At 54.5% G+C, this 19,354-nt stretch carries 20 protein-coding genes; 12 read left to right on the top strand and 8 right to left on the bottom strand.

Annotated elements, in window-relative coordinates; genetic code table 11:
- On the top strand, window positions 1-447 hold a 447-nt coding region (locus BW956_RS00005), incomplete at its 5' end, for a transposase (RefSeq protein ID WP_139327096.1).
- Window positions 448-476: 29 nt separating this feature from the next.
- On the opposite strand, the gene BW956_RS00010 is transcribed toward BW956_RS00005, so the two are convergent.
- From BW956_RS00010 to BW956_RS00030, 5 genes are all read right to left on the bottom strand, one after another.
- On the bottom strand, window positions 477-824 hold the full coding sequence (locus BW956_RS00010; protein ID WP_076459872.1) for a hypothetical protein: 348 nt from the start codon (window positions 822-824) through the stop codon (window positions 477-479).
- A 50-nt stretch (window positions 825-874) separates the two neighbouring features.
- Window positions 875-1,720: an IS3 family transposase gene (locus tag BW956_RS00015; RefSeq protein ID WP_139327097.1), complete on the bottom strand. Its 846-nt coding sequence runs from the start codon at window positions 1,718-1,720 to the stop codon at window positions 875-877.
- A gap of 8 nt (window positions 1,721-1,728) precedes the next feature.
- A complete protein-coding gene (locus tag BW956_RS00020) occupies window positions 1,729-2,052 on the bottom strand; it encodes a transposase (protein ID WP_076459876.1) in 324 nt (107 codons plus the stop codon).
- A 343-nt stretch (window positions 2,053-2,395) separates the two neighbouring features.
- Window positions 2,396-2,632 (bottom strand): SMI1/KNR4 family protein, encoded by a 237-nt coding sequence (locus BW956_RS00025; protein ID WP_076459878.1) that lies wholly within the window; start codon window positions 2,630-2,632, stop codon window positions 2,396-2,398.
- Between the two features lie 74 nt (window positions 2,633-2,706).
- Window positions 2,707-3,735: a DUF4062 domain-containing protein gene (locus BW956_RS00030; RefSeq protein ID WP_076459880.1), complete on the bottom strand. Its 1,029-nt coding sequence runs from the start codon at window positions 3,733-3,735 to the stop codon at window positions 2,707-2,709.
- Window positions 3,736-3,948: 213 nt separating this feature from the next.
- Here BW956_RS00030 and BW956_RS00035 point away from each other — a divergent pair, with 213 nt between their 5' ends.
- A complete protein-coding gene (locus tag BW956_RS00035) occupies window positions 3,949-4,920 on the top strand; it encodes an integron integrase (protein ID WP_076461226.1) in 972 nt (323 codons plus the stop codon).
- A 53-nt stretch (window positions 4,921-4,973) separates the two neighbouring features.
- On the opposite strand, the gene BW956_RS00040 is transcribed toward BW956_RS00035, so the two are convergent.
- The 3 genes from BW956_RS00040 to BW956_RS00050 are packed head-to-tail and all read right to left on the bottom strand — an operon-like array spanning window position 4,974 to window position 7,730.
- Window positions 4,974-5,597: a phosphoadenosine phosphosulfate reductase domain-containing protein gene (locus BW956_RS00040; protein ID WP_010322287.1), complete on the bottom strand. Its 624-nt coding sequence runs from the start codon at window positions 5,595-5,597 to the stop codon at window positions 4,974-4,976.
- Window positions 5,598-5,611: 14 nt separating this feature from the next.
- Complete coding sequence (locus BW956_RS00045; RefSeq protein ID WP_076459882.1) at window positions 5,612-6,088, bottom strand: DUF934 domain-containing protein; 477 nt, start codon at window positions 6,086-6,088, stop codon at window positions 5,612-5,614.
- Entirely contained in the window at window positions 6,072-7,730 is a 1,659-nt protein-coding gene (locus BW956_RS00050; RefSeq protein ID WP_076459884.1) for a nitrite/sulfite reductase, read from the bottom strand. Before BW956_RS00050 ends, BW956_RS00045 begins: the two co-directional genes overlap by 17 nt.
- Window positions 7,731-8,020: 290 nt before the next feature.
- Here BW956_RS00050 and cysD point away from each other — a divergent pair, with 290 nt between their 5' ends.
- The 10 genes from cysD (at window position 8,021) to BW956_RS00100 (ending at window position 19,320) form a co-directional block, all read left to right on the top strand.
- The gene (gene cysD / locus BW956_RS00055) at window positions 8,021-8,938 is read left to right on the top strand and encodes a sulfate adenylyltransferase subunit CysD (RefSeq protein ID WP_076459886.1); all 918 of its coding nucleotides are present in this window, start codon (window positions 8,021-8,023) and stop codon (window positions 8,936-8,938) included.
- Between the two features lie 263 nt (window positions 8,939-9,201).
- Window positions 9,202-10,860, top strand: a complete 1,659-nt coding sequence (gene cysN, locus BW956_RS00060) for a sulfate adenylyltransferase subunit CysN (protein ID WP_076459888.1) — start codon at window positions 9,202-9,204, stop codon at window positions 10,858-10,860.
- A 166-nt stretch (window positions 10,861-11,026) separates the two neighbouring features.
- Window positions 11,027-11,608 (top strand): electron transport complex subunit RsxA, encoded by a 582-nt coding sequence (rsxA, locus tag BW956_RS00065; protein WP_076459890.1) that lies wholly within the window; start codon window positions 11,027-11,029, stop codon window positions 11,606-11,608.
- Window positions 11,609-11,621: 13 nt separating this feature from the next.
- Window positions 11,622-12,221: an electron transport complex subunit RsxB gene (rsxB, locus tag BW956_RS00070; protein WP_076459892.1), complete on the top strand. Its 600-nt coding sequence runs from the start codon at window positions 11,622-11,624 to the stop codon at window positions 12,219-12,221.
- Window positions 12,221-14,737 carry an electron transport complex subunit RsxC gene (gene rsxC / locus BW956_RS00075; protein WP_076459894.1) on the top strand — a complete coding sequence of 839 codons (2,517 nt, stop codon included), beginning with the start codon at window positions 12,221-12,223 and terminating at the stop codon, window positions 14,735-14,737. Before rsxB ends, rsxC begins: the two co-directional genes overlap by 1 nt.
- A gap of 51 nt (window positions 14,738-14,788) precedes the next feature.
- Window positions 14,789-15,844 carry an electron transport complex subunit RsxD gene (gene rsxD, locus BW956_RS00080; RefSeq protein ID WP_076459896.1) on the top strand — a complete coding sequence of 352 codons (1,056 nt, stop codon included), beginning with the start codon at window positions 14,789-14,791 and terminating at the stop codon, window positions 15,842-15,844.
- Window positions 15,841-16,497 (top strand): electron transport complex subunit RsxG, encoded by a 657-nt coding sequence (rsxG, locus tag BW956_RS00085; RefSeq protein ID WP_076459898.1) that lies wholly within the window; start codon window positions 15,841-15,843, stop codon window positions 16,495-16,497. Before rsxD ends, rsxG begins: the two co-directional genes overlap by 4 nt.
- Window positions 16,494-17,201: an electron transport complex subunit E gene (locus tag BW956_RS00090; protein WP_076459900.1), complete on the top strand. Its 708-nt coding sequence runs from the start codon at window positions 16,494-16,496 to the stop codon at window positions 17,199-17,201. Before rsxG ends, BW956_RS00090 begins: the two co-directional genes overlap by 4 nt.
- A gap of 113 nt (window positions 17,202-17,314) precedes the next feature.
- Window positions 17,315-18,346: a response regulator gene (locus tag BW956_RS00095; protein WP_244894305.1), complete on the top strand. Its 1,032-nt coding sequence runs from the start codon at window positions 17,315-17,317 to the stop codon at window positions 18,344-18,346.
- Window positions 18,346-19,320, top strand: coding sequence for a sensor domain-containing diguanylate cyclase (locus BW956_RS00100; RefSeq protein ID WP_083702870.1), 975 nt, complete (start codon window positions 18,346-18,348; stop codon window positions 19,318-19,320). The genes BW956_RS00095 and BW956_RS00100 overlap by 1 nt, the downstream gene beginning before the upstream one ends.
- The last annotated feature ends 34 nt before the right edge of the window (window positions 19,321-19,354 follow it).

A 19,354-nucleotide genomic window follows, 5' to 3' on the forward strand; every position in this document is an offset into this window, starting at 1 on the left:
GAAACTCAGATAAAGACTATCACCAAACAGATCGATGAAGCCGTTATACAGGTCAAGCATTGGCGTACCAAAACCGAGATCCTGACCAGCGTGCCAGGTGTCGGTAAAGTCCTCGCGTACACCTTACTCAGCGAGCTGCCAGAACTTGGCAATCTCAACCGTAAAGAGATCGCCGCGCTTGTCGGTGTCGCACCCATGAACCGAGAAAGCGGCACCTGGAATGGTAAACGGCGTATCCGCGGAGGCCGTCACCGTATCCGTACGGTCATGTTCATGGCGATGCTGTCATCCATCCAATGTAACCCTATCTTCAAACGCTTCTACGAGCACCTGAAAGCCCAAGGTAAACTGCCCAAAGTGGCCATCATTGCCTGCATGCGCAAGCTCATTGTGGTGCTGAATACCATGCTCAAAAACGAAGAGCTTTGGCGTCATAGAACAGCCTGATTATTTATGCTGGACACCACAGTCACTTGTTACATTTTGACCGTAAAGCCATTGCTGATTACCTCTATCTGTCCGTTACCACTAAAATTGAATTTGTAGTGCTTGTACTCTTCTTGAGCACCGATCTCACCTTGCTTTACATGCTCTGCCAGCCATTTTGATTCGGTAATTACATGGCTTCGATCGTACTCTTCACCATCAATGAATGTTTCGATCATTTGCCACTTAAAGGCAACGGTATCTGGAAAGAACACTTCACGTTGGTTTTCTTGCCAATCCTGAAATCTAAGCACTAAGTCACCCTCATCAATATTGATGTTTGGGAACTCAGCATCTGCTGTAGAAAAACCTGGCTCTATTATCTCTGCTCGCTCCATGCTCGATCTATTTTGAAATTGCTCCTACCCACAAAAAGTAGACACTTTGATTATGCGCATTTGCGCTCGTACTCTGCCGGGCTGACATAACCCAAAGCCGAGTGCCTACGTATGCGGTTATAAAATACTTCGATGTATTCGAAGATCTCTGATTTCGCTTCGTCTATCGTCCGATACTGTTCAGCATAGATCAGCTCGACCTTCAGTCGGCTGAAAAATGACTCCATAACAGCATTATCCCAACAGTTTCCCTTCCGGCTCATACTCGGTTTACAACCGTGTTGCTCCATAAGCGTCTGATAACGATTGGATCGATACTGGACTCCACGATCCGAGTGAATAATCAGTCCCGGCTCGATATCGCGTCGCTTGAACGCCATATTCAGGGCATCCGCGATCAGTTGTTCCGTCATGTGTGTATCCAGCGACCAGCCGACGATACTACGCGAATACAGGTCCATCACCGTTGCCAGGTATAGCCAGCGATCACGAACCCAGATGTAGGTGATATCGGTCGTCCATTTCTGGTTCGGACCGTCCGCGTTGAAACGACGCTTGAGAAGATTTTCGGCGACGCCAGTCATCGCTTCGGTGTGCGGCGTGTACTTGAACGCCTTGCCGTTACGCGCCCGTGTGCCGTTGTATTTCAGGATATTGGCGACGTAATTAACCGAGCAAGGGATACCCAAGGCATTGAGCTCCTTGGCGATTCGGGGTGCCCCGTAGCGGGCTTTGTAGGTGGCAAAGGTATCCATTACCTGCTCTTCCATGATCTGTCGCCGACGTACACGAGCACTGAGGCCCCGGCCTAACCAGCGGTAAAATCCTGAAGCCGATACATCCAGAACTCGGCACATCAATCGTATCGCGTACTGCCCCCGATACTCTTGTATCAGAGCGTACTTTACTCGTGCTGACTCGCAAAGTACGGGGGCGGCCTTCCGTCAGCTGCCTTTTTTAGGAACTCAAGCTCCTTCTTCAGCGCATCCCGTTCGCGCTTCAGTTGCCGGACTTCATCACTCTCCGGCTTAGAGTAGTCCACCCCGTTCAGGCTGTTAAACTGTTTCTCAGACAGCCGGGTAAACTGACGTCTCCAGTTGTAAATCTGCCCAGGATGAATCCCTAGCTCCTTGGCCACTGAGGCCGCTGTATTTCCAGGTTGATCAGCACGCCTGACCGCTTCGCGCCGAAACTCTTCGGTGTAGTGCTGGTACTTTTTCCTGGCCATCTTGCACCTCCTCGTCAGGGGTAACCTAACTATAGAAGGTGTCTACTGTTCGTGGGTAACTCGGGAAGTTAACGCCTCAAACACCGGCTTGGTGAAGTTGGCGACTTTTTGGAACAAAAAAGGTGACAGCTTTGCTCAGTCCGTGTGCTTTGACTTGTTAACCGTTGCTTGGCACCAAACCATTTAATAACCACTCTTCTAGCGAGATGGCTAATTGATAAACCTCACTATCAGCTTCCCACTCTACTATTATTCTGCCGTCCGGATCTATTGCGATTGGACTTCCAGAACCATCCCATCCGATAATAAAGCAATTGCCAATAGTCCAACCGTTTTCGATTGCTCACTCTTCATCGAACTTGGTATGAGTTGAATGTAATTCATCTATACCATCAACCCACTCAGAACCAATGACGCCACCACCGCAGTTTAAAAGAAACCATTTATAGTCCTCAGGTACCTCTCGACATACGTCCTCGAAGTCTTCGATTTGCTCCTTGCTCGCAGGAGGGTACGAAATACCTGGCTCTCTGGCTTTCCAGATTTCGAGTATTATTTTCTTCGATTCTTCGCTGATCATATTTTTACTGTTAACGCCATGGCTTTGCGGCGCACCGGAGCGCCAGCGAAGGCGCGTCCGGCAACAGCCATTTGTTAAAAGCCTTCTCTTAGGCTGGAAAACAACTTTCTTCTCTCTTCATTTGAAATTGCCTTAAAAGCACTGTAAGAACGCTCAAATTCTGGATCACTTTCCATGACTTTTTCATCACCATCATAATGCCCTATTTGTATTCCCTTACTATTTGGCCCCCACAGTACAATGCGTTCTTCATCCTCATGCTCAAATTCGTCAATGTAAAAATCATCAACATTATTTATATAGTCATACCAATTTTCGCATATTTCGGCACCTTCAAATTCATCAATTTCTTCTATGGCAAATCTTTCGTAACCAAACCTTACTTTAAGCAATCTGAAAAACTCTTCCGCTTGGACTTTTGCAGAAACATTTTGAATGGCCTCTTCAGCATTCTCACTTGAAGTTGCTTTCAGCAAAACCTTGATTAACTCTTCAGATTTTCTGGTAGCAAGCGTAAGATCATCAAGGAGTTTATTTGTTACTTTTGAATTAGAAGCATCCAGCCTTCGATCCAGGAAATCATACATCATTCCGGCCCACTGCTTTTTCAGATATTGCTCCATGTCAGAGAAGTCCTTAAATGGAAACAGTGCATTATTTTCTGCCTGCTTCCTAACCTCGTCTATAAAATGAAAAATCTTTATATTGTCGCATGACGGATAAACGATACTTTCTGCAAAGCCAGGGTTTTTCTTAATATTAGTTTGATAAAGATAATGATCTGAGTATACGGATTGTTCTACCAGAGCAAATACAGGAATTTTATTTTTTATCGCCTCCCGGTATTCATTATTAGTTATCGAGTGACTACCTCCTTTAAATTCACCTCCGTACCTTCCTCCAATTATCAATACAAATATCTGGCAGGTAGAAACTTCCTTTAAGCAAGAATCGTGAGTATGAGACGATGGACTGTAAAAAACATCTCCCTCATCGGATAGGACTGGTTCATAGCCAATTGTACGAACAAAATATCGAAGATTTTCCCTAATATGCTTCAAGTCATAACATGTCGAGCTAATAAACACCCTTGGTATTGCCATGTTTTCCCCGTATTTTAACAGCCTGTTAATGAGGTCTGCGACCTCATAATAATTATTATCGGGTATACCTTTTAATTTTCACCTTAAATCTATAACCATCTGAAATTAAAAAATTATTCCAATTCAACATTTGGGTAAAAGGTACTTTTCTAGATATAGCGCCACCCAGCGGGTATAACGAACTGCATACATTTCATGGATGAGGTGTTGTACATGTCGAAATCTCCCTTTCTCAAGTCCGTAGAGGACTTTATGTTGGTCCAGCGCTATAGCCGGCGGACAATCAGCACATATCTGCATTGGATCAAATACTTCATTCTTTTCAGTGGCAAGCGACATCCTTGCCACCTGCATGATGAAGACATCATTCGCTTTCTGACTTTTCTTGCCGTCGAGCGCAATGTTTCTGCCGGAACGCAGTCCCTTGCTCTTAACGCGATCGTCTTTCTCAAAACCAAATTTCTTTGCCAAACCGTAGGTGATCTGTCCGGATACAGCTCGGCTCGCAAGCCTCGCAAGTTGCCAGTAGTGCTCACAAGGAAGGAAGTTGCCGCCCTTCTCAGCCAACTGGCAGGAGTTCAGTACCTGATGGCAGCGATGATGTATGGCTCGGGATTGCGTCGTATTGAGCTGGTGCGTCTGCGTGTTAAAGACGTCGATTTCGACTATGGGCAGATACGTGTGATAAACGGAAAAGGGGGTAAGCACCGGCTGGTGACGCTTGCGGAGGAGTTGATTCCATTGCTGAGACAGCAGGTAGAACGTGTAGAGAATTACTTCACACAGGATTTGATGTGCGAGGGTTACGCGGGTGTCTGGCTGCCGGACGCACTTGCTCGCAAGTACCCCAATGCGCCATTTGAGTCTGGCTGGCATTATCTCTTCCCTGCTTCTCGCCTGAGTATAGACCCTGCCGGCAAGCTCCTGCGCCGGCACCATTACGATGAGAGTAACCTGAACAAACTGATAAAAAAAGCAGCGCGAGACGCTAACATCCAAAAGCAGGTGTCATGTCATACTTTGCGGCATTCTTTTGCAACGCATTTGCTGCAATCTGGCGTAGATATACGAACAGTACAGCAGCAACTCGGTCATGCCGATGTAAAAACAACCGAAATCTACACGCATGTTCTGAAACAAGGCGCTCAAAGCGTCAGAAGCCCCTTGAGTACGCTACAGGGGTGACACTCGTAAAAAAGCCCGCAACCGCGGGCTTTAAACGACAACGAAGGGGTTTGTTACAACTGCGTGTGCAGGCCGCACTCGCGGGTTTCGATCGCTTTGGTGGGATCGAAGTAGTCGTGTTCGTTGGGCAGGTTATGTTCCGCCAGGTAGGCGTCCATATCCGCTTCCGTCCAGTTGAACAGCGGCGCGACCTTGATGATGCCGTCCTTGCTCGCCGATACGATTTCCAGCGACTGGCGGAACTCGGTCTGATCCTTGCGAATAGCGTTCAGCCAGAGGTCAGGCTTCATCTCTGCCAGTGCACGCTGGAACGGCTCCAGCTTGACCTGACGGGTGAATTCTTCGTGCTGAGGATCATCTACGTCCGGGATACCGCCCATCAGAACGTTGCGACGTGCCGCGCTCATCTCGGGGATGAAGGTGCGGATATTCAGGTTCAGGTCCTTGATCAGCTTTTCTGCAAAGCGGTAGGTCGCTGAGGTGTTGTAGCCTGAATCCACCCACAGCACTTCAATGTCAGGCTTGGCCTGTACCGCCATGTGCAGAATCACCGACTCGTATGGACGGAAGTTGGTCGTCACCAGCGGTTTGTCGCTGTTGGCGATTGCCCAGGCGATAATTTCCTGGGGTGTTTTTCCTTCCAGTGCCGCGTTGGCAGCTGCCAGATCGATGCTCATTCCTGTTCTCCTTGTCAGCTCTGCGGGTAGGCCGGGCGGGTTACGGATGCACCGCCCTGGTAACGCACACTTACTTCATCAAAGGCATTCAACACTTCATCTTTAAAGCGCTCTTCCGGTACGTCCAGTGCATCAAAGCCACAACGTTCCAGATAGGCCAGGCGGTCACGGGTCACATCACCCACGGCACGCAGCTGGCCCTGGTAGCCGGCACGACGCAGCAGACGCGCAATGCTAAAGCCTCGGCCATCAGTGAAGGCCGGGAATTCTACGGCGATCAGCTCAACCTGGCCATTCAGTGCCAGCACCTGCTCCAGATCATCTTCACCGTTCACCAGCACGCCAATTTCACGGCCGGTCAGGGCATCACGGTTTTCCAGCCACTGGGCCAGCTGCAGGATGACAGCACCTTCGGCAGGGATCGCCTGCTCGTCTTCAAGAGTGATCCACGGGTCGTTTTCGACCGGGGTGCGATTAATTAGCAGCGGCATAAACGGCCTCCTTGAAGGGCTGTACTCCGACGCGACGAACCACTTCCAGGAAGCTTTCCGCTTCCGAGTCGCGCTGGTCAATGTAGGTCAGCAGAATTTTTTCGATGGTGTTGGCAACTTCATCAGCGGCAACCGCCTTGCCGAGTACCTTGCCCAGAGCCGCATCCGCTTCGGAGGAGCCGCCCAGGGTGAACTGGTACCAGTCTTCACCTTTTTTATCGACGCCGAGGATACCGATGTGGCCCACATGGTGGTGCGCACAGGCGTTGATGCAGCCGGACATGTTGAGACGAATCTCACCGATGTCGTGCATGTAGTCGACGTTTTCGAACTTTTCGTTGATCTGTTCGGCGATATTCAGGGTTTTGGCGTTGGCCAGACCACAGAAATCGAAACCGGGGCAGACGATCATATCGGTCAGGGTGCCGATATTCGGACGCGCCAGGTTGTTGGCGTTCAGAATCTTCCAGACTTCCAGCAGGTCGCCCTGCTTCACATCCGCCAGCACCAGGTTTTGATGATGGGTGGCACGCGCTTCGCCGAAGGAGAAACGATCAGCCAGGTCAGCCACGGTTTCCAGCTGAATGTCAGTGATATCGCCTGGCGCCTGCAGGTAAGGCTTCAGGGATACGACAACAATGCGGTAACCGGCCACTTTATGCTGCACGGTGTTACGCTCGAACCAGACACGGAACTCTTCATTCTCTGTAAGCTGCGCGTGCAGATCATTGTTGGCAGCATCCGCTTCATAGGCCGGCGGCGCAAACTGGGCTTTAACCTTGTCGATCTCTTCCTGTGACAGGCGCAGATCGGACTCACGGATTTCAGCCCACTCGGCATCAACCAGTTCGCGGAAGGTATCGATACCCATGGCGTTTACCAGGATCTTGATACGTGCCTTGTACTTGTTGTCACGACGACCGTTCAGGTTGTACACGCGGATGATCGCTTCCAGGTAGGACAGAAGATCCTTCGGCTCCAGGAAATCGCGAATCTGCTTGCCGATGACCGGGGTACGACCCAGACCACCACCAACCAGCACTTCAAAGCCGACTTCACCGGCATCGTTTTTAACCAGGTGCAGGCCGATATCGTGCACCTGAGACGCGGCACGGTCTTCAGGACCACCGGTAACGGCGATCTTGAATTTACGTGGCAGGTATGCAAATTCCGGGTGCAGCGTTGACCACTGACGGATAATCTCACACCAGGGGCGCGGATCTTCCAGTTCGCTGGCAATTACGCCGGCGTAAGGGTCAGTAGTGGTGTTACGGATACAGTTACCGGAAGTCTGAATGGCGTGCATCTGCACTTCAGCCAGCTCGGCCAGGATATCCGGTACTTCTTCCAGCTTGGGCCAGTTGTACTGAATATTGGTACGCGTAGTGAAATGGCCATAGCCCTTATCATAGGTACGGGCGATATGAGCCATCTTGCGCAGCTGGGTAGAGGACATCAGACCGTAAGGAATTGCGACGCGCAACATTGGCGCCTGACGCTGTATGTAGAGGCCGTTCATCAGGCGCAGGGCACGAAACTCCTCATCAGGCAGTTCGCCGGCCAGGAAACGTCGAGTCTGATCGCGGTATTGCGCTACCCGTTCGTCAACCAGTTTCTGGTCCACTTCGGTGTACTGGTACATGTCAGGTCAACCTTAGTTAATATAAGCGTCATTGAAACAGGCGGCCATGGTACCGAGGGCCCTTTATAACGTAAAATACTAATTGATAATTTTGTTATTTCATTTATGAATATGCAGCACCTATGCTCTCCCCTGTCACTCTTAGACCTCTCTTGAATGACTCATATTCATTTAGAGCATATAAAAATTCATATTTATTCTTTTTTATTTTATAAACAGTTAGACATAATGCGCTCCAGTTATGAGCCCAAAGTGCTCTCTGTGCGTTAATCAACCGAAAGAGTCATACGATGAATCAGTTGCCGGAACACCGCCTGACCCATTTGAAGCAGCTCGAAGCTGAAAGCATTCACATCATCCGCGAGGTGGCTGCCGAGTTCGATAATCCGGTCATGCTTTACTCCATAGGCAAGGACTCTTCCGTCATGCTGCACCTTGCCCGTAAAGCATTCTACCCGGGCAAACCGCCCTTCCCGCTGCTGCACGTGGACACCACCTGGAAGTTCAAGGAGATGATCCAATTCCGTGACCAGATGGCCAAGGAAGCCGGCATGGACCTGATCGTGCACATCAACCCGGAAGGCGTTGAAATGGGCATCAGCCCGTTCGAGCACGGTTCAGCCAAGCACACCGACATCATGAAAACCCAGGGCCTGAAGCAGGCGCTGGACAAGTACCAGTTCGATGCGGCCTTTGGTGGCGCCCGTCGTGATGAAGAGAAGTCCCGCGCCAAGGAGCGCGTATTCTCCTTCCGTGACAAGCACCACCGCTGGGACCCGAAAAACCAGCGTCCCGAACTGTGGAACACCTTCAACACCCGTGTCGATAAGGGCGAAAGCATTCGTGTTTTCCCGTTGTCGAACTGGACCGAGCTGGATATCTGGCAGTACATCCACCTGGAACAGATCCCGCTGGTACCGCTGTACTTCTCGGCTGTGCGCCCTGTAGTTGAGCGCGATGGCATGCTGATCATGGTCGACGACGAGCGCCTGCCGCTGGCCGATGGCGAAGTCCCGATGATGAAGCCGATCCGCTTCCGTACCCTGGGCTGCTACCCGCTGACCGGTGCCGTGGAGTCCGAAGCCGACACCCTGCCTGAAATCATTCAGGAGATGCTGCTGACCACTACATCTGAGCGCCAGGGCCGTGCCATCGACCACGACAGCGCCGGCTCCATGGAGCAGAAGAAGATGGAAGGTTACTTCTGATCTGCAGCTGAACATTTATAGATGATGTGAGAGCTCACTCCGTGAGCGAATGGGAAAACCATCTTGGGTATTCGCGCGCAGAGCGCGCTCTCACAACAGCAAGCATTTAGATATATGGAAGCTTACTTGGTGAGCGAAGTGGGAAAGATGACTTGGGTATTCGCGCACAGAGTGCGCTCCCACAACAGGCTCCTGCAAAGCCCTTCCAAAGCATTTAGCCCGGGCGGCTTCCATATACAGACAGAACACGGGAAGAGATAACGATGTCACACCAATCAGATCTGATCGCAACTGATATTGATGCCTACCTGGATCAGCACGAGAACAAGGAACTGCTGCGCTTTCTGACCTGCGGCAGCGTAGATGATGGCAAATCCACTCTGATCGGCCGCCTGCTGCACGATTCAAAGATGATCTACGAAGATCAGCTGGCTGCCATCCAGAGCGACAGCAAGAAAGTCGGCACCACCGGTGAAGAGCTGGACCTCGCCCTGCTGGTTGACGGCCTGCAGGCCGAGCGTGAACAGGGCATCACCATCGATGTGGCCTACCGCTACTTCTCCACCGCAAAGCGCAAGTTCATCATTGCCGATACCCCGGGGCACGAGCAGTACACCCGCAACATGGCCACCGGCGCTTCTACCTGTGACCTGGCGATCATCCTGATCGACGCCCGTCACGGCGTACAGGTACAGACCCGTCGTCACAGCTTTATCGTTTCCCTGCTGGGCATCAAGCACACCCTGGTCGCCGTCAACAAGATGGACCTGGTGGACTTCAGCGAAGAGCGATTCGAGCAGATCAAGAAAGACTACCTGGAATTTGCCAGCGGTCTAGGCCTGAAGGACATTCACTTCGCGCCGATCTCCGCTCTCAAGGGCGACAACGTGGTGAATCCGTCCGAGAGCATGCCCTGGTACAAGGGCGAGTCTCTGATGGAAACCCTGGAGAGCGTCGAGATTGCCGGCGATGCCAACTTTGACGAACTGCGCTTCCCGGTACAGTACGTTAACCGCCCCAACCTAAACTTCCGCGGTTACTGCGGTACCCTGAGCTCAGGCGTTGTTCGCCCGGGTGACGAAGTTACCGTGCTGCCGTCCGGCAAGTCCAGCAAGGTCAAATCCATCGTTACCTTCGACGGTGAACTGGAGCAGGCGTTCGCGCCCATGGCTGTCACCCTGACCCTGGAAGATGAAATCGACATCTCCCGTGGCGATGTGATCGTTCACAGCAACCAGGTGCCTGAGACCTACAGCCGCTTCAATGCCAACCTGGTATGGATGTCCGAGCAGCCACTGCAGGCGGGTCGCAACTATGAGATCAAGCTGTCCACGACACGCACCGCGGGCCGTGTCAGCGCCATCCATCACGCGATCGACGTCAACACCCTGCAGCAGTCACCGACCGCGTCCCTGAACCTGAACGAAATTGCTCAGGTCGAGATCCAGATGGAAACTCCGGTGATCGCGGACGACTACAGCCGTCACAAGGGTACCGGTTCATTCATCATCGTTGACCGCCTGACCAACGCCACCGTGGCCGCCGGCATGGTGATCGGCGAGAACGCTGAAGGTGACTCCATCGAGCTGCACAACAGCTCAGCGCTGACCACCGAACTGCGCGCCCGTCGCTTCGGCCAGCAGGCTGCATTGGTTAGCCTGACCGGTGCCGACAGCGCGGCAGCCGACACTCTGCTCTATACGCTTGAGCAGCAGCTGTTTGCCCAGGGCCGTATGCCACTGGTTGTCCGCGGTGAAACCCTGGCCCAGGCCGATACGCTGAAAGCGGCTGGTCTGCTGCTACTCACCGATGCTGACGCCGCCAACGCCGATCTCAAGGTCGACCTGAGCGAATTGTCCGGCACGCCGACGGAACAAGTGCAGGCGCTGCTGGTCAAGATCAAGCAGGCTGAACTGATCTAACCGGCCCGTCACGACGGGGCTGTCACGCAAAACCAGTTGACCAGCCCCACCTCAGGGTTGCCCGGTATCAACACCTGGCCTATACCCTGAGGTTATTAATCCGGTAAAATTAAGCAGCATCTAATACTGCCCCGCAATTTGTGGGGCTCTGGCAGCGACAGGGGCTATGACCGATTTTCTGCTCATACTGATCAGCACCGTACTGGTAAACAACTTCGTCCTGGTTCAGTTTCTGGGACTTTGTCCGTTTATGGGCGTCTCCAATAAGCTGGAAACGGCCATGGGTATGTCATTGGCCACCACCTTTGTGCTGACGCTGTCATCGGTATGCAGTTATCTGGTCTATTCCACTCTGCTGGAACCTTTCGGGCTGGAATACCTGCAGACCATCGCTTTCATCCTGGTGATTGCCGTTGTTGTGCAGTTCACCGAGATGGTGGTGCACAAGACCAGCCCGCTGCTCTATAAATTGCTGGGTATCTTCCTGCCACTGATCACCACCAACTGCGCCGTACTGGGTGTGGCTCTGCTGAATATCAAAAAGCAGAACGGCTTCGTGGAATCCATTGCCTATGGTTTTGGTGCAGCGGTCGGTTTTTCACTGGCTCTGGTGCTGTTTTCGGCTATTCGCGAGCGTATCGCGGTTGCCGATGTTCCCGTTCCCTTCCGTGGCGCCGCCATTGGCATGGTCACGGCGGGTCTGATGTCGCTGGCGTTCATGGGTTTTGCCGGCCTCGTGCAGTTCTGAGGCGGAGTAAGCAATGACCACTGTAATTAGCGCAATCCTTATTCTATTTGGCCTGGCTGTCGTATTCGGCATCATTCTGGGCTATGCCTCCGTGCGTTTCCGCGTTGAAGGCAACCCCATCGTCGACCAGATCGACGGCCTGCTGCCTCAAACCCAGTGTGGCCAATGTGGCTATCCGGGCTGCCGCCCCTACGCGGAAGCGATCGCCAATGGTGATGCCATCAACAAATGCCCGCCCGGTGGTCAGAGCACTATCGAAGCACTGGCGGACCTGCTGGACGTGGAAGCCATCCCGCTGGATGACGAGCACGGCCAGGAACAGGCCAAGATGGTCGCCTACATTCGTGAAGACGAGTGCATCGGCTGCACCAAGTGCATCCAGGCCTGCCCGGTAGATGCCATTCTGGGCGCTGCCAAACAGATGCATACCGTCATTACCGACGAGTGCACCGGCTGTGACCTCTGTGTTGAACCCTGCCCCGTGGACTGCATTGACATGATTCCGGTGGAAACCACTATCGCCAACTGGAAATGGCCCTCTCCGACCGAATCCCCCAGTCTGATTGCCACTGACCGCGGTCGTGGCCAAGTACAGCAGCAGGAGGCCGTCTGATGGGCAAGGTATTCGCATTCCACGGTGGCATTCATCCGCCGGAGAACAAGAAGCAATCTACGCGCCAGCCCATCGGCCGAGTACCTCTGCCGCGTATGCTGTACGTACCCCTGCAGCAGCATATCGGTATGGCTGCAAGCCCGCTGGTGGAAGTGGGTGAAAAGGTTCTCAAGGGACAGCTGATCGCAGAGCCTGTAGGCCGCATCAGCGCTGCCCTGCATGCGCCCACATCCGGCACCATTCGCTCGATCGGTCCGCACCCGGTACCCCACGCCTCTGGCTTGGATTCCGACTGCATCTGCATCGAAACCGATGGCGAGGAACGCTGGGCTGAACATCAGGGCCTGGGTGACTACACCCAGCTGGAACGCTCTCAGGTGATCGAGCATATCCGCCAATGCGGTATTGCCGGCATGGGCGGCGCAGGCTTCCCCACCGATGTGAAGCTGCATTTGGGTGACGACCACATCGTTAACACCCTGATCATCAACGCAGCCGAGTGTGAGCCCTACATCACCGCCGATGACATGCTGATGCGCGAACGCGCTGAAGAGATTCTGGGCGGTATCCGCGTGCTGAACTATCTGCTCAAGCCGAGCCACATCATGATCGGTATTGAGGACAACAAGGCGCACGCCATCCATACGCTGGAGAAGGTTCTCAAAGGCTGCGAGCTGAACCTGGATATTCGCGTCGTGCCGACCAAATATCCTTCCGGCGGCGAGCGTCAGCTGATCAAGCTGCTGACCGATATTGAAGTTCCCAGCGGCAAGATCCCGGCGGATATCGGTATCGTGTGCCAAAACGTCGGTACCATGTCGGCTGTTTACCGCGCTGTTCATAAGGGCGAGCCGCTGATTTCACGTGTAGTCACAGTGACCGGCGATGCCGTGGCCCAGCCGCAGAACTTTGACACCCTCATCGGCACTCCTTTCGCAGACCTGCTTGATGCAGCCCATGTATACGAGAACAAGCTGTATCGTCTGGTCATGGGCGGTCCCATGATGGGTGTCACGGTGGAGCATGATCAGATACCGGTGATCAAAACCACCAACTGCATCATTGCCGCCAGCCAGGACGAAATGCCACCGGCTCAACAGGAACAACCCTGCATTCGCTGCGGCATGTGCGAACAGGTTTGCCCGGCTGAGCTGCTGCCGCAGCAGCTGTACTGGTTTGCCAAGGGCAAGGAGTTCGACAAGGCCAAGCATCACAACCTGTTTGACTGCATCGAGTGCGGTGCCTGCGCTTACGTCTGCCCCAGCAGCATTCCGCTGGTGCAGTACTACCGCTTTGCCAAGTCCGAAATTCGCACTGAAGAAGCGGAGCAGCGCAAGGCCGACCACGCGCGCCAGCGTTTTGAAGCACGTCAGGCACGCCTGGAGCGCGAGAAAGAAGAGAAGGAAGCACGTCGCAAGGCGCGTGCCGAGGAAGCTGCCAAGGCACAGAAGGCACGCAAGACACCTGAAGCCGAAGCGACCGCGCAGGCCCCCGACCTGGCAAGCCTTAAAACCGCAGCGGCCGTTGCCCGTACCAAGTTGAAAAAAGCGCAGAAAGCCCTGGATGCCGCTCGCGAATCCGGCGAAGGCGATATCAGCGAACTGGAAGCCGCTGTTGCCACTGCACAAGCCAATGCAGACAAGGCACAGCAAGCACTGGAACAGGCCGATACCGCTGCAGCCAAACCTGCTGCCGCAGAGGTGGATACCAAACAGCTTAAAACAGCCGCTGCCGTAGCGCGCACCAAGCTGAAAAAGGCTCAGAAAGCGCTGGATGCAGCTCGTGAATCCGGCGAAGTTGACCTTGCCACACTGGAAGCCGACGTCAACACGGCACAAGCCGCTGCCGACAAGGCTCAACAGGCTCTGGAGCAGGCTCAAGCCGGCGCAGCACCAGCCGGTGACGCAGACGTAAAACAGCTCAAAACCGCTGCAGCCGTGGCACGCACCAAGCTCAAGAAGGCCCGTGACGCCCTCAAGAACGCTGAATCCAAAGGCCTGGACGGGCTGGATAAACTGCGTGCAACCGTGGAAGCACTGGAAACCAAAGCCGATGCGGCTGACAAGGCTTACCAGAATGCCGAGAAAGCGGCTGGAGGTAGTGCACCCGGAGAGCCCAAGGCAGCGCCCGTAGACATGAAAGCCCTTAAACAGCAGGTTTCCATCATGCGAACCAAGCTGAAGAAGGCAGAAGCCGCGCTGGAAGGACTGGAAGGTGAAGAACGCACCCAGGCCGAACAGGCTCTTCAGGAACTGCGCCAGCGCCACGAAGAAGCCGACAAGGCTTTCAAGGCTGCCGAGCAGGCCCAGATTGATGCCGCTGCCGCCAAGGGCGTTGACCTCAAGCAGCTGAAAATTGATGCTGCCATGGCGCGCGCGGCCGTCACCAAGCTGGAGCGCTCGCTGAGTAAAACTGAAGAAGCCGACGCCCGCGCCTCACTGGAAAGCGAACTGGTCGCTGCCAAGCGCAAGGCGGATGCTCTGAACGAAACCCTGAAGCAGCACGAACCCGCCTGAGCCTCGGCTCGGCGGCCTGCTTAACCTTATGCCAACAGGATCGAATCCAAGATGTCCCTGATCCGGATGAGTTCACCTCATGTTTACAAGGCCAACAGCACGGCCAATGTGATGCGCCTGGTGATGCTGGCGATGCTGCCCGGCATTCTGGCCATGACCCTGTTTTTCGGCTGGGGCACGCTGATCCAGATCGCCTGGGCGGCGCTGCTCGCATTGGGCTTTGAAGCCGCCATGCTCAAGCTGCGCAAGCGCCCGCTTGGCTTCTACCTGGGTGATTACAGCGCTATCGTGACGGCCATGCTGATCGCAGTCGCCCTGCCCCCGCTGGCTCCCTGGTGGCTGACCGGTGTTGGCGTATTTGTCGCCATTGTGATCGCCAAACATTTATACGGCGGCCTTGGGCAGAACCCGTTCAACCCGGCCATGGTGGCCTATGCACTGCTGCTGATCTCGTTCCCGGTGGAGATGACCCGCTGGAACCTGCCGTTTGTACTGACCGGTGAAGGCTGGTCCATTGCGCCCTTCTTCGACACCCTGGGCGTCATCTTTGGCGGTGCCGAGCCGGTCTTCTTTGACCAGTTTACCGGCGCCACGCCGCTGGATGAAATTCGCCACCGCGGCGGCCTGACAACAGAAGAAGCCTGGCGTCAGTCTGAAGTACTGGCACAGGGCATTGGTGCCTGGCATGCCGTGAGCGCCGCCTGGCTGATGGGCGGTATCTTCCTTCTCTATCGCAAGGTGATCACCTGGCATGCGCCGGTTGCCATGCTGGTTACTCTGGGCCTGATCAGCAGCATGTTCTTCGGCTTCGATCCGGACAACTATGCCGATCCGCTGTTCCACCTGACCACCGGTGCCACCATGCTGGCAGCCTTCTTTATCATCACCGACCCGGTTTCCAGCGCTACCAGTAACCGCGGCCGCCTGGTATTCGGCGCCTGCATCGGCCTGCTGGTCTTTATCATTCGTACCTGGGGTAATTATCCGGACGGCTTTGCCTTTGCCGTACTGCTGATGAACCTGGCAGCACCCTTTATAGATTTGTATACCCAGCCACGCAGCTACGGTCACAGCCGGGCCAACAAGGGACGTGGAGGCAACTCATGAACGAACTGATTCATGCAATCCGTGGCAACGCCATCGCCATCGGCCTGTTTGCCATTGTCACCTCTGCCGTCATCGCACTGACTCAGGTTGCCACCCGCGACGCCATCGTGCACAACAAGGAAGCCTTCCAGGCCCGCGCGCTCTATGAGATTGTGCCGCGCGAGCTGGATCCAGATCTGCTTGACCATACTCTGAGTATCAATGCGCCCGAGCTTGGCCTCGATGAAGATGCCCTCATGTACCAGGCCATTCAGGATGGACAGGTGCGCGCTGTACTTATGCCCGTCATTGCCCCGGACGGCTACAGTGGTGATATCGAACTGCTGGTAGGCATTAATGCCGACAGCTCGGTGGCAGGCGTGCGCGTGCTCAGCCACAAGGAAACACCGGGACTGGGCGATAAAATCGAGCTGAGCAAGTCAGACTGGATTCTCGACTTTACCGGTGCCGAAAAAACCGTTGGCCGTGATGACAGCTGGGCTGTACAAAAGGATGGCGGTCGCTTCGACCAGTTCACCGGCGCCACAATCACCCCGCGAGCCATTGTCGGCGCGACTGCTCGCGCGATTGAGTTTTTCCGCGCCCATCGCGACCACCTGCTGACGCCGGTGACGAACACCACGCAGCCCCAAACTGCAGGAGTGACAGAATGAGTGTCGACTACCGCAAGATCACCCTTGATGGCCTCTGGCACAACAACCCGGCTTTGGTACAGCTGCTTGGCCTCTGTCCGTTGCTGGCCGTGACCGCATCGGTCGTGAACGCACTGGGCCTCGGCCTGGCCAGTACCATTGTACTGGTCTGCTCCAACCTGACGGTTTCCATTTTTCGTAAGCTTGTGCCCGAGACCGTTCGCCTACCCATCTTCGTGATGATCATTGCCTCATTCGTAACCGCTATCGAATTGCTGATGCAGGCCTTTACCTATGAGCTCTACCTGATCCTCGGCATCTTCATCCCCCTGATCGTGACCAACTGCGCCATCATGGGCCGCGCCGATGCCTTCGCGGTGAAAAACCCGGTGCGCGCATCGGTCGTCGACGGTCTGATGATGGGTATCGGCTTCAGCGTTGTTCTGGTCCTGCTGGGCGGAATGCGTGAACTACTGGGCACGGGCGCCCTCTTTGCCAACATGCACCTGCTGTTCGGTGAAGCCGCACGCAGCTGGCAACTGGTCATTTTCGATGACTATCGCGGCTTCCTGTTCGCAATTCTGCCGCCGGGTGCGTTTGTTGGCCTGGGCCTGATGATCGCGCTCAAAAACGTGATCGATGCACGCCTGGAAGAAAAGCGCAAAGCGTCCGCACCCAAGCCTGAAGATGCCCCACCCAGCAAACGCGTCCGCGTCACCGGCTAAACACCCGGGAGGCTATAGACTTATTGATAGCCTCCCTTTAATCGAAATCATTGTGTCAAGTTGCTTCACTAGGCTAGCATGTTCCTATTCACATGGACCTAGTGGGATGATTTGTGGGCAGCTCGATACCCGTTGTTATTTGTGACGATTCACGTCTTGCGCGCCGCCAGATGGCACGCGCACTGACACCCTGGAGCGTCGATATCACTGAAACAACCAATGGCCTTGAGGCCCTCGAAGCGATTCGAGCCGGCAAGGGTGAGTTGTTGTTTCTTGACCTGAACATGCCGCTCATGGACGGCTATGAAGTCCTCTCCCGTATCCGCAGCAATGACCTGCCCACACTGACCATTGTTGTATCCGGCGATATTCAACCCGAAGCCCGTGAGCGTGTCATGCAACAGGGCGCGCTGGACTTTATTCGCAAGCCCATCGATCTTCAGCAACTGAGCCAAACCCTGAAAAGCTTTGGCCTGCTGGAAGCACTTAATCAGTCAGAGCCACCACCACCTCCTCCTCCCGAGGAGACGCAGCCCTCACCAGCCGAACAGACGGATACTCAAACCGCGCTTGCGCTACGTGACAGCTATCAGGAGCTTTCCAACGTTGCCATGGGTGAAGCTGCCAACCTGCTGGCCAAGCTGCTCGACACCTTCATTGAACTGCCGATTCCGCGTATTCAGCTGGTCGAACCCTGTGAGCTGGAAGCCACACTGGCGCAGGCATTTCAGGCAGACAGCCTGACCACTGTCTGCCAGGGCTTTATTGCACCAGGCATTTCAGGGGAAGCCCTGCTGACCATGTCCACGCGCAACGCCGATAACCTGGCCCAGCTGCTCAATCATGACGGCAAGCTGACCGAGCAGGTTGAACGCGAGCTGGTGATGGATATTGCCAATGTTCTGATTGGCGCCTTCCTCAACGGCCTGGGGACCCAGCTGGACCTGCGTTTCAGCCAGGGCTCTCCCCTGATGCTGCGCAAGGAGAACCTGGCGCAAACGGAGTGCTGCCACGGCTCCCGACAAACAACCCTGAGTATCGATATCGGCTATCGCATTGAAGGCCAGGAGATCAATTGCGACCTTCTCTTGCTGTTCACTGAAGACTCACTGGCCAAACTGAATGAACTCGTGAGGCACCTCTGATGATGAATCACCCCAACACTGCACTCAACATGGAAGAGCTGCACTGGCAACTGGGGCTGCTGCAGAACCTGGATGTGGGCCTTATCGTGCTGGATGCCGATTACCGCGTACATCTGTGGAACAGCTTTATGGCTAACCACTCCGGCATTCGCGATGCTGCCGCTCAGGGCAAGCGCCTGGACGAGTTGTTCAAGGGCTTCCCGGCACGCTGGTTTCAACGCAAGCTGGAGAGTGTATTCCTGCTGCGCAGCCAGGCCTTCATCACCTGGGAAGAGCGTCCCTACCTGTTCAAGTTCAAGCCCTACCACCCGATTACCGGGCTGGCCGAGTTCATGTACCAGAATGTGACGCTGATCCCGCTGACCTCACCCAGCGGCACCGTAACCCATGTCGGCATCATGGTATATGACATGACCAGTGCCGCCATGAGTCAGAAAGGGCTGCACCAGGCCAATGAGGCACTTGCCCGTCTAAGCCGCACAGACCGCCTCAGCGGCCTTGCCAACCGCGGCCACTGGGAAAGCTGCCTGGAACAGGAATTCGAGCGTTTCATCCGCACACAGCGCCCCTCAAGCCTGGTCATGATGGATGTTGACCATTTCAAGCGCATCAATGACACCTACGGTCATCAGGCGGGCGATGAGGTCATCAAGGCCCTCTCCGCCATGCTGATGTCCCATGCCCGTACCACTGACCTCCCCGGCCGCTATGGTGGCGAAGAGTTTGGGGTTCTGCTCGTGGATACCACAAGCCAGAACGCGCTCAATTTTGCCGAGCGCTTGCGAAAAGCCGTTGAAGCCATGATCGTGCGCCACAACGGCAACACCATTCAATTTACGGTGAGTATCGGTGTTGAAGAGACGCGCAATGAGCATCAGTCCCATGAGGGCTGGATGCGTGCCACCGACAGTGCGCTTTACCACTCCAAGGAGAGTGGCCGCAACCGTACCACCCTGGCCGAGGATCTGGAATAATGGCTGCTTTGTTTGCCCAATAGCGACCGTTTTT

The organism is Marinobacterium stanieri, assembly GCF_900155945.1.
Classification (GTDB): Bacteria; Pseudomonadota; Gammaproteobacteria; order Pseudomonadales; family Balneatricaceae; genus Marinobacterium; species Marinobacterium stanieri.

Bases quoted from the DNA above. Each gene is read 5' to 3' on its own strand.
- BW956_RS00010 (WP_076459872.1), bottom strand. From the start codon at position 824: ATGGAGCGAGCAGAGATAATAGAGCCAGGTTTTTCTACAGCAGATGCT.
- BW956_RS00020 (WP_076459876.1), bottom strand. From the start codon at position 2,052: ATGGCCAGGAAAAAGTACCAGCACTACACCGAAGAGTTTCGGCGCGAA.
- BW956_RS00025 (WP_076459878.1), bottom strand. From the start codon at position 2,632: ATGATCAGCGAAGAATCGAAGAAAATAATACTCGAAATCTGGAAAGCC.
- BW956_RS00030 (WP_076459880.1), bottom strand. From the start codon at position 3,735: ATGGCAATACCAAGGGTGTTTATTAGCTCGACATGTTATGACTTGAAG.
- BW956_RS00035 (WP_076461226.1), top strand. From the start codon at position 3,949: ATGTCGAAATCTCCCTTTCTCAAGTCCGTAGAGGACTTTATGTTGGTC.
- BW956_RS00040 (WP_010322287.1), bottom strand. From the start codon at position 5,597: ATGAGCATCGATCTGGCAGCTGCCAACGCGGCACTGGAAGGAAAAACA.
- BW956_RS00045 (WP_076459882.1), bottom strand. From the start codon at position 6,088: ATGCCGCTGCTAATTAATCGCACCCCGGTCGAAAACGACCCGTGGATC.
- BW956_RS00050 (WP_076459884.1), bottom strand. From the start codon at position 7,730: ATGTACCAGTACACCGAAGTGGACCAGAAACTGGTTGACGAACGGGTA.
- cysD (WP_076459886.1), top strand. From the start codon at position 8,021: ATGAATCAGTTGCCGGAACACCGCCTGACCCATTTGAAGCAGCTCGAA.
- cysN (WP_076459888.1), top strand. From the start codon at position 9,202: ATGTCACACCAATCAGATCTGATCGCAACTGATATTGATGCCTACCTG.
- rsxA (WP_076459890.1), top strand. From the start codon at position 11,027: ATGACCGATTTTCTGCTCATACTGATCAGCACCGTACTGGTAAACAAC.
- rsxB (WP_076459892.1), top strand. From the start codon at position 11,622: ATGACCACTGTAATTAGCGCAATCCTTATTCTATTTGGCCTGGCTGTC.
- rsxC (WP_076459894.1), top strand. From the start codon at position 12,221: ATGGGCAAGGTATTCGCATTCCACGGTGGCATTCATCCGCCGGAGAAC.
- rsxD (WP_076459896.1), top strand. From the start codon at position 14,789: ATGTCCCTGATCCGGATGAGTTCACCTCATGTTTACAAGGCCAACAGC.
- rsxG (WP_076459898.1), top strand. From the start codon at position 15,841: ATGAACGAACTGATTCATGCAATCCGTGGCAACGCCATCGCCATCGGC.
- BW956_RS00090 (WP_076459900.1), top strand. From the start codon at position 16,494: ATGAGTGTCGACTACCGCAAGATCACCCTTGATGGCCTCTGGCACAAC.
- BW956_RS00100 (WP_083702870.1), top strand. From the start codon at position 18,346: ATGATGAATCACCCCAACACTGCACTCAACATGGAAGAGCTGCACTGG.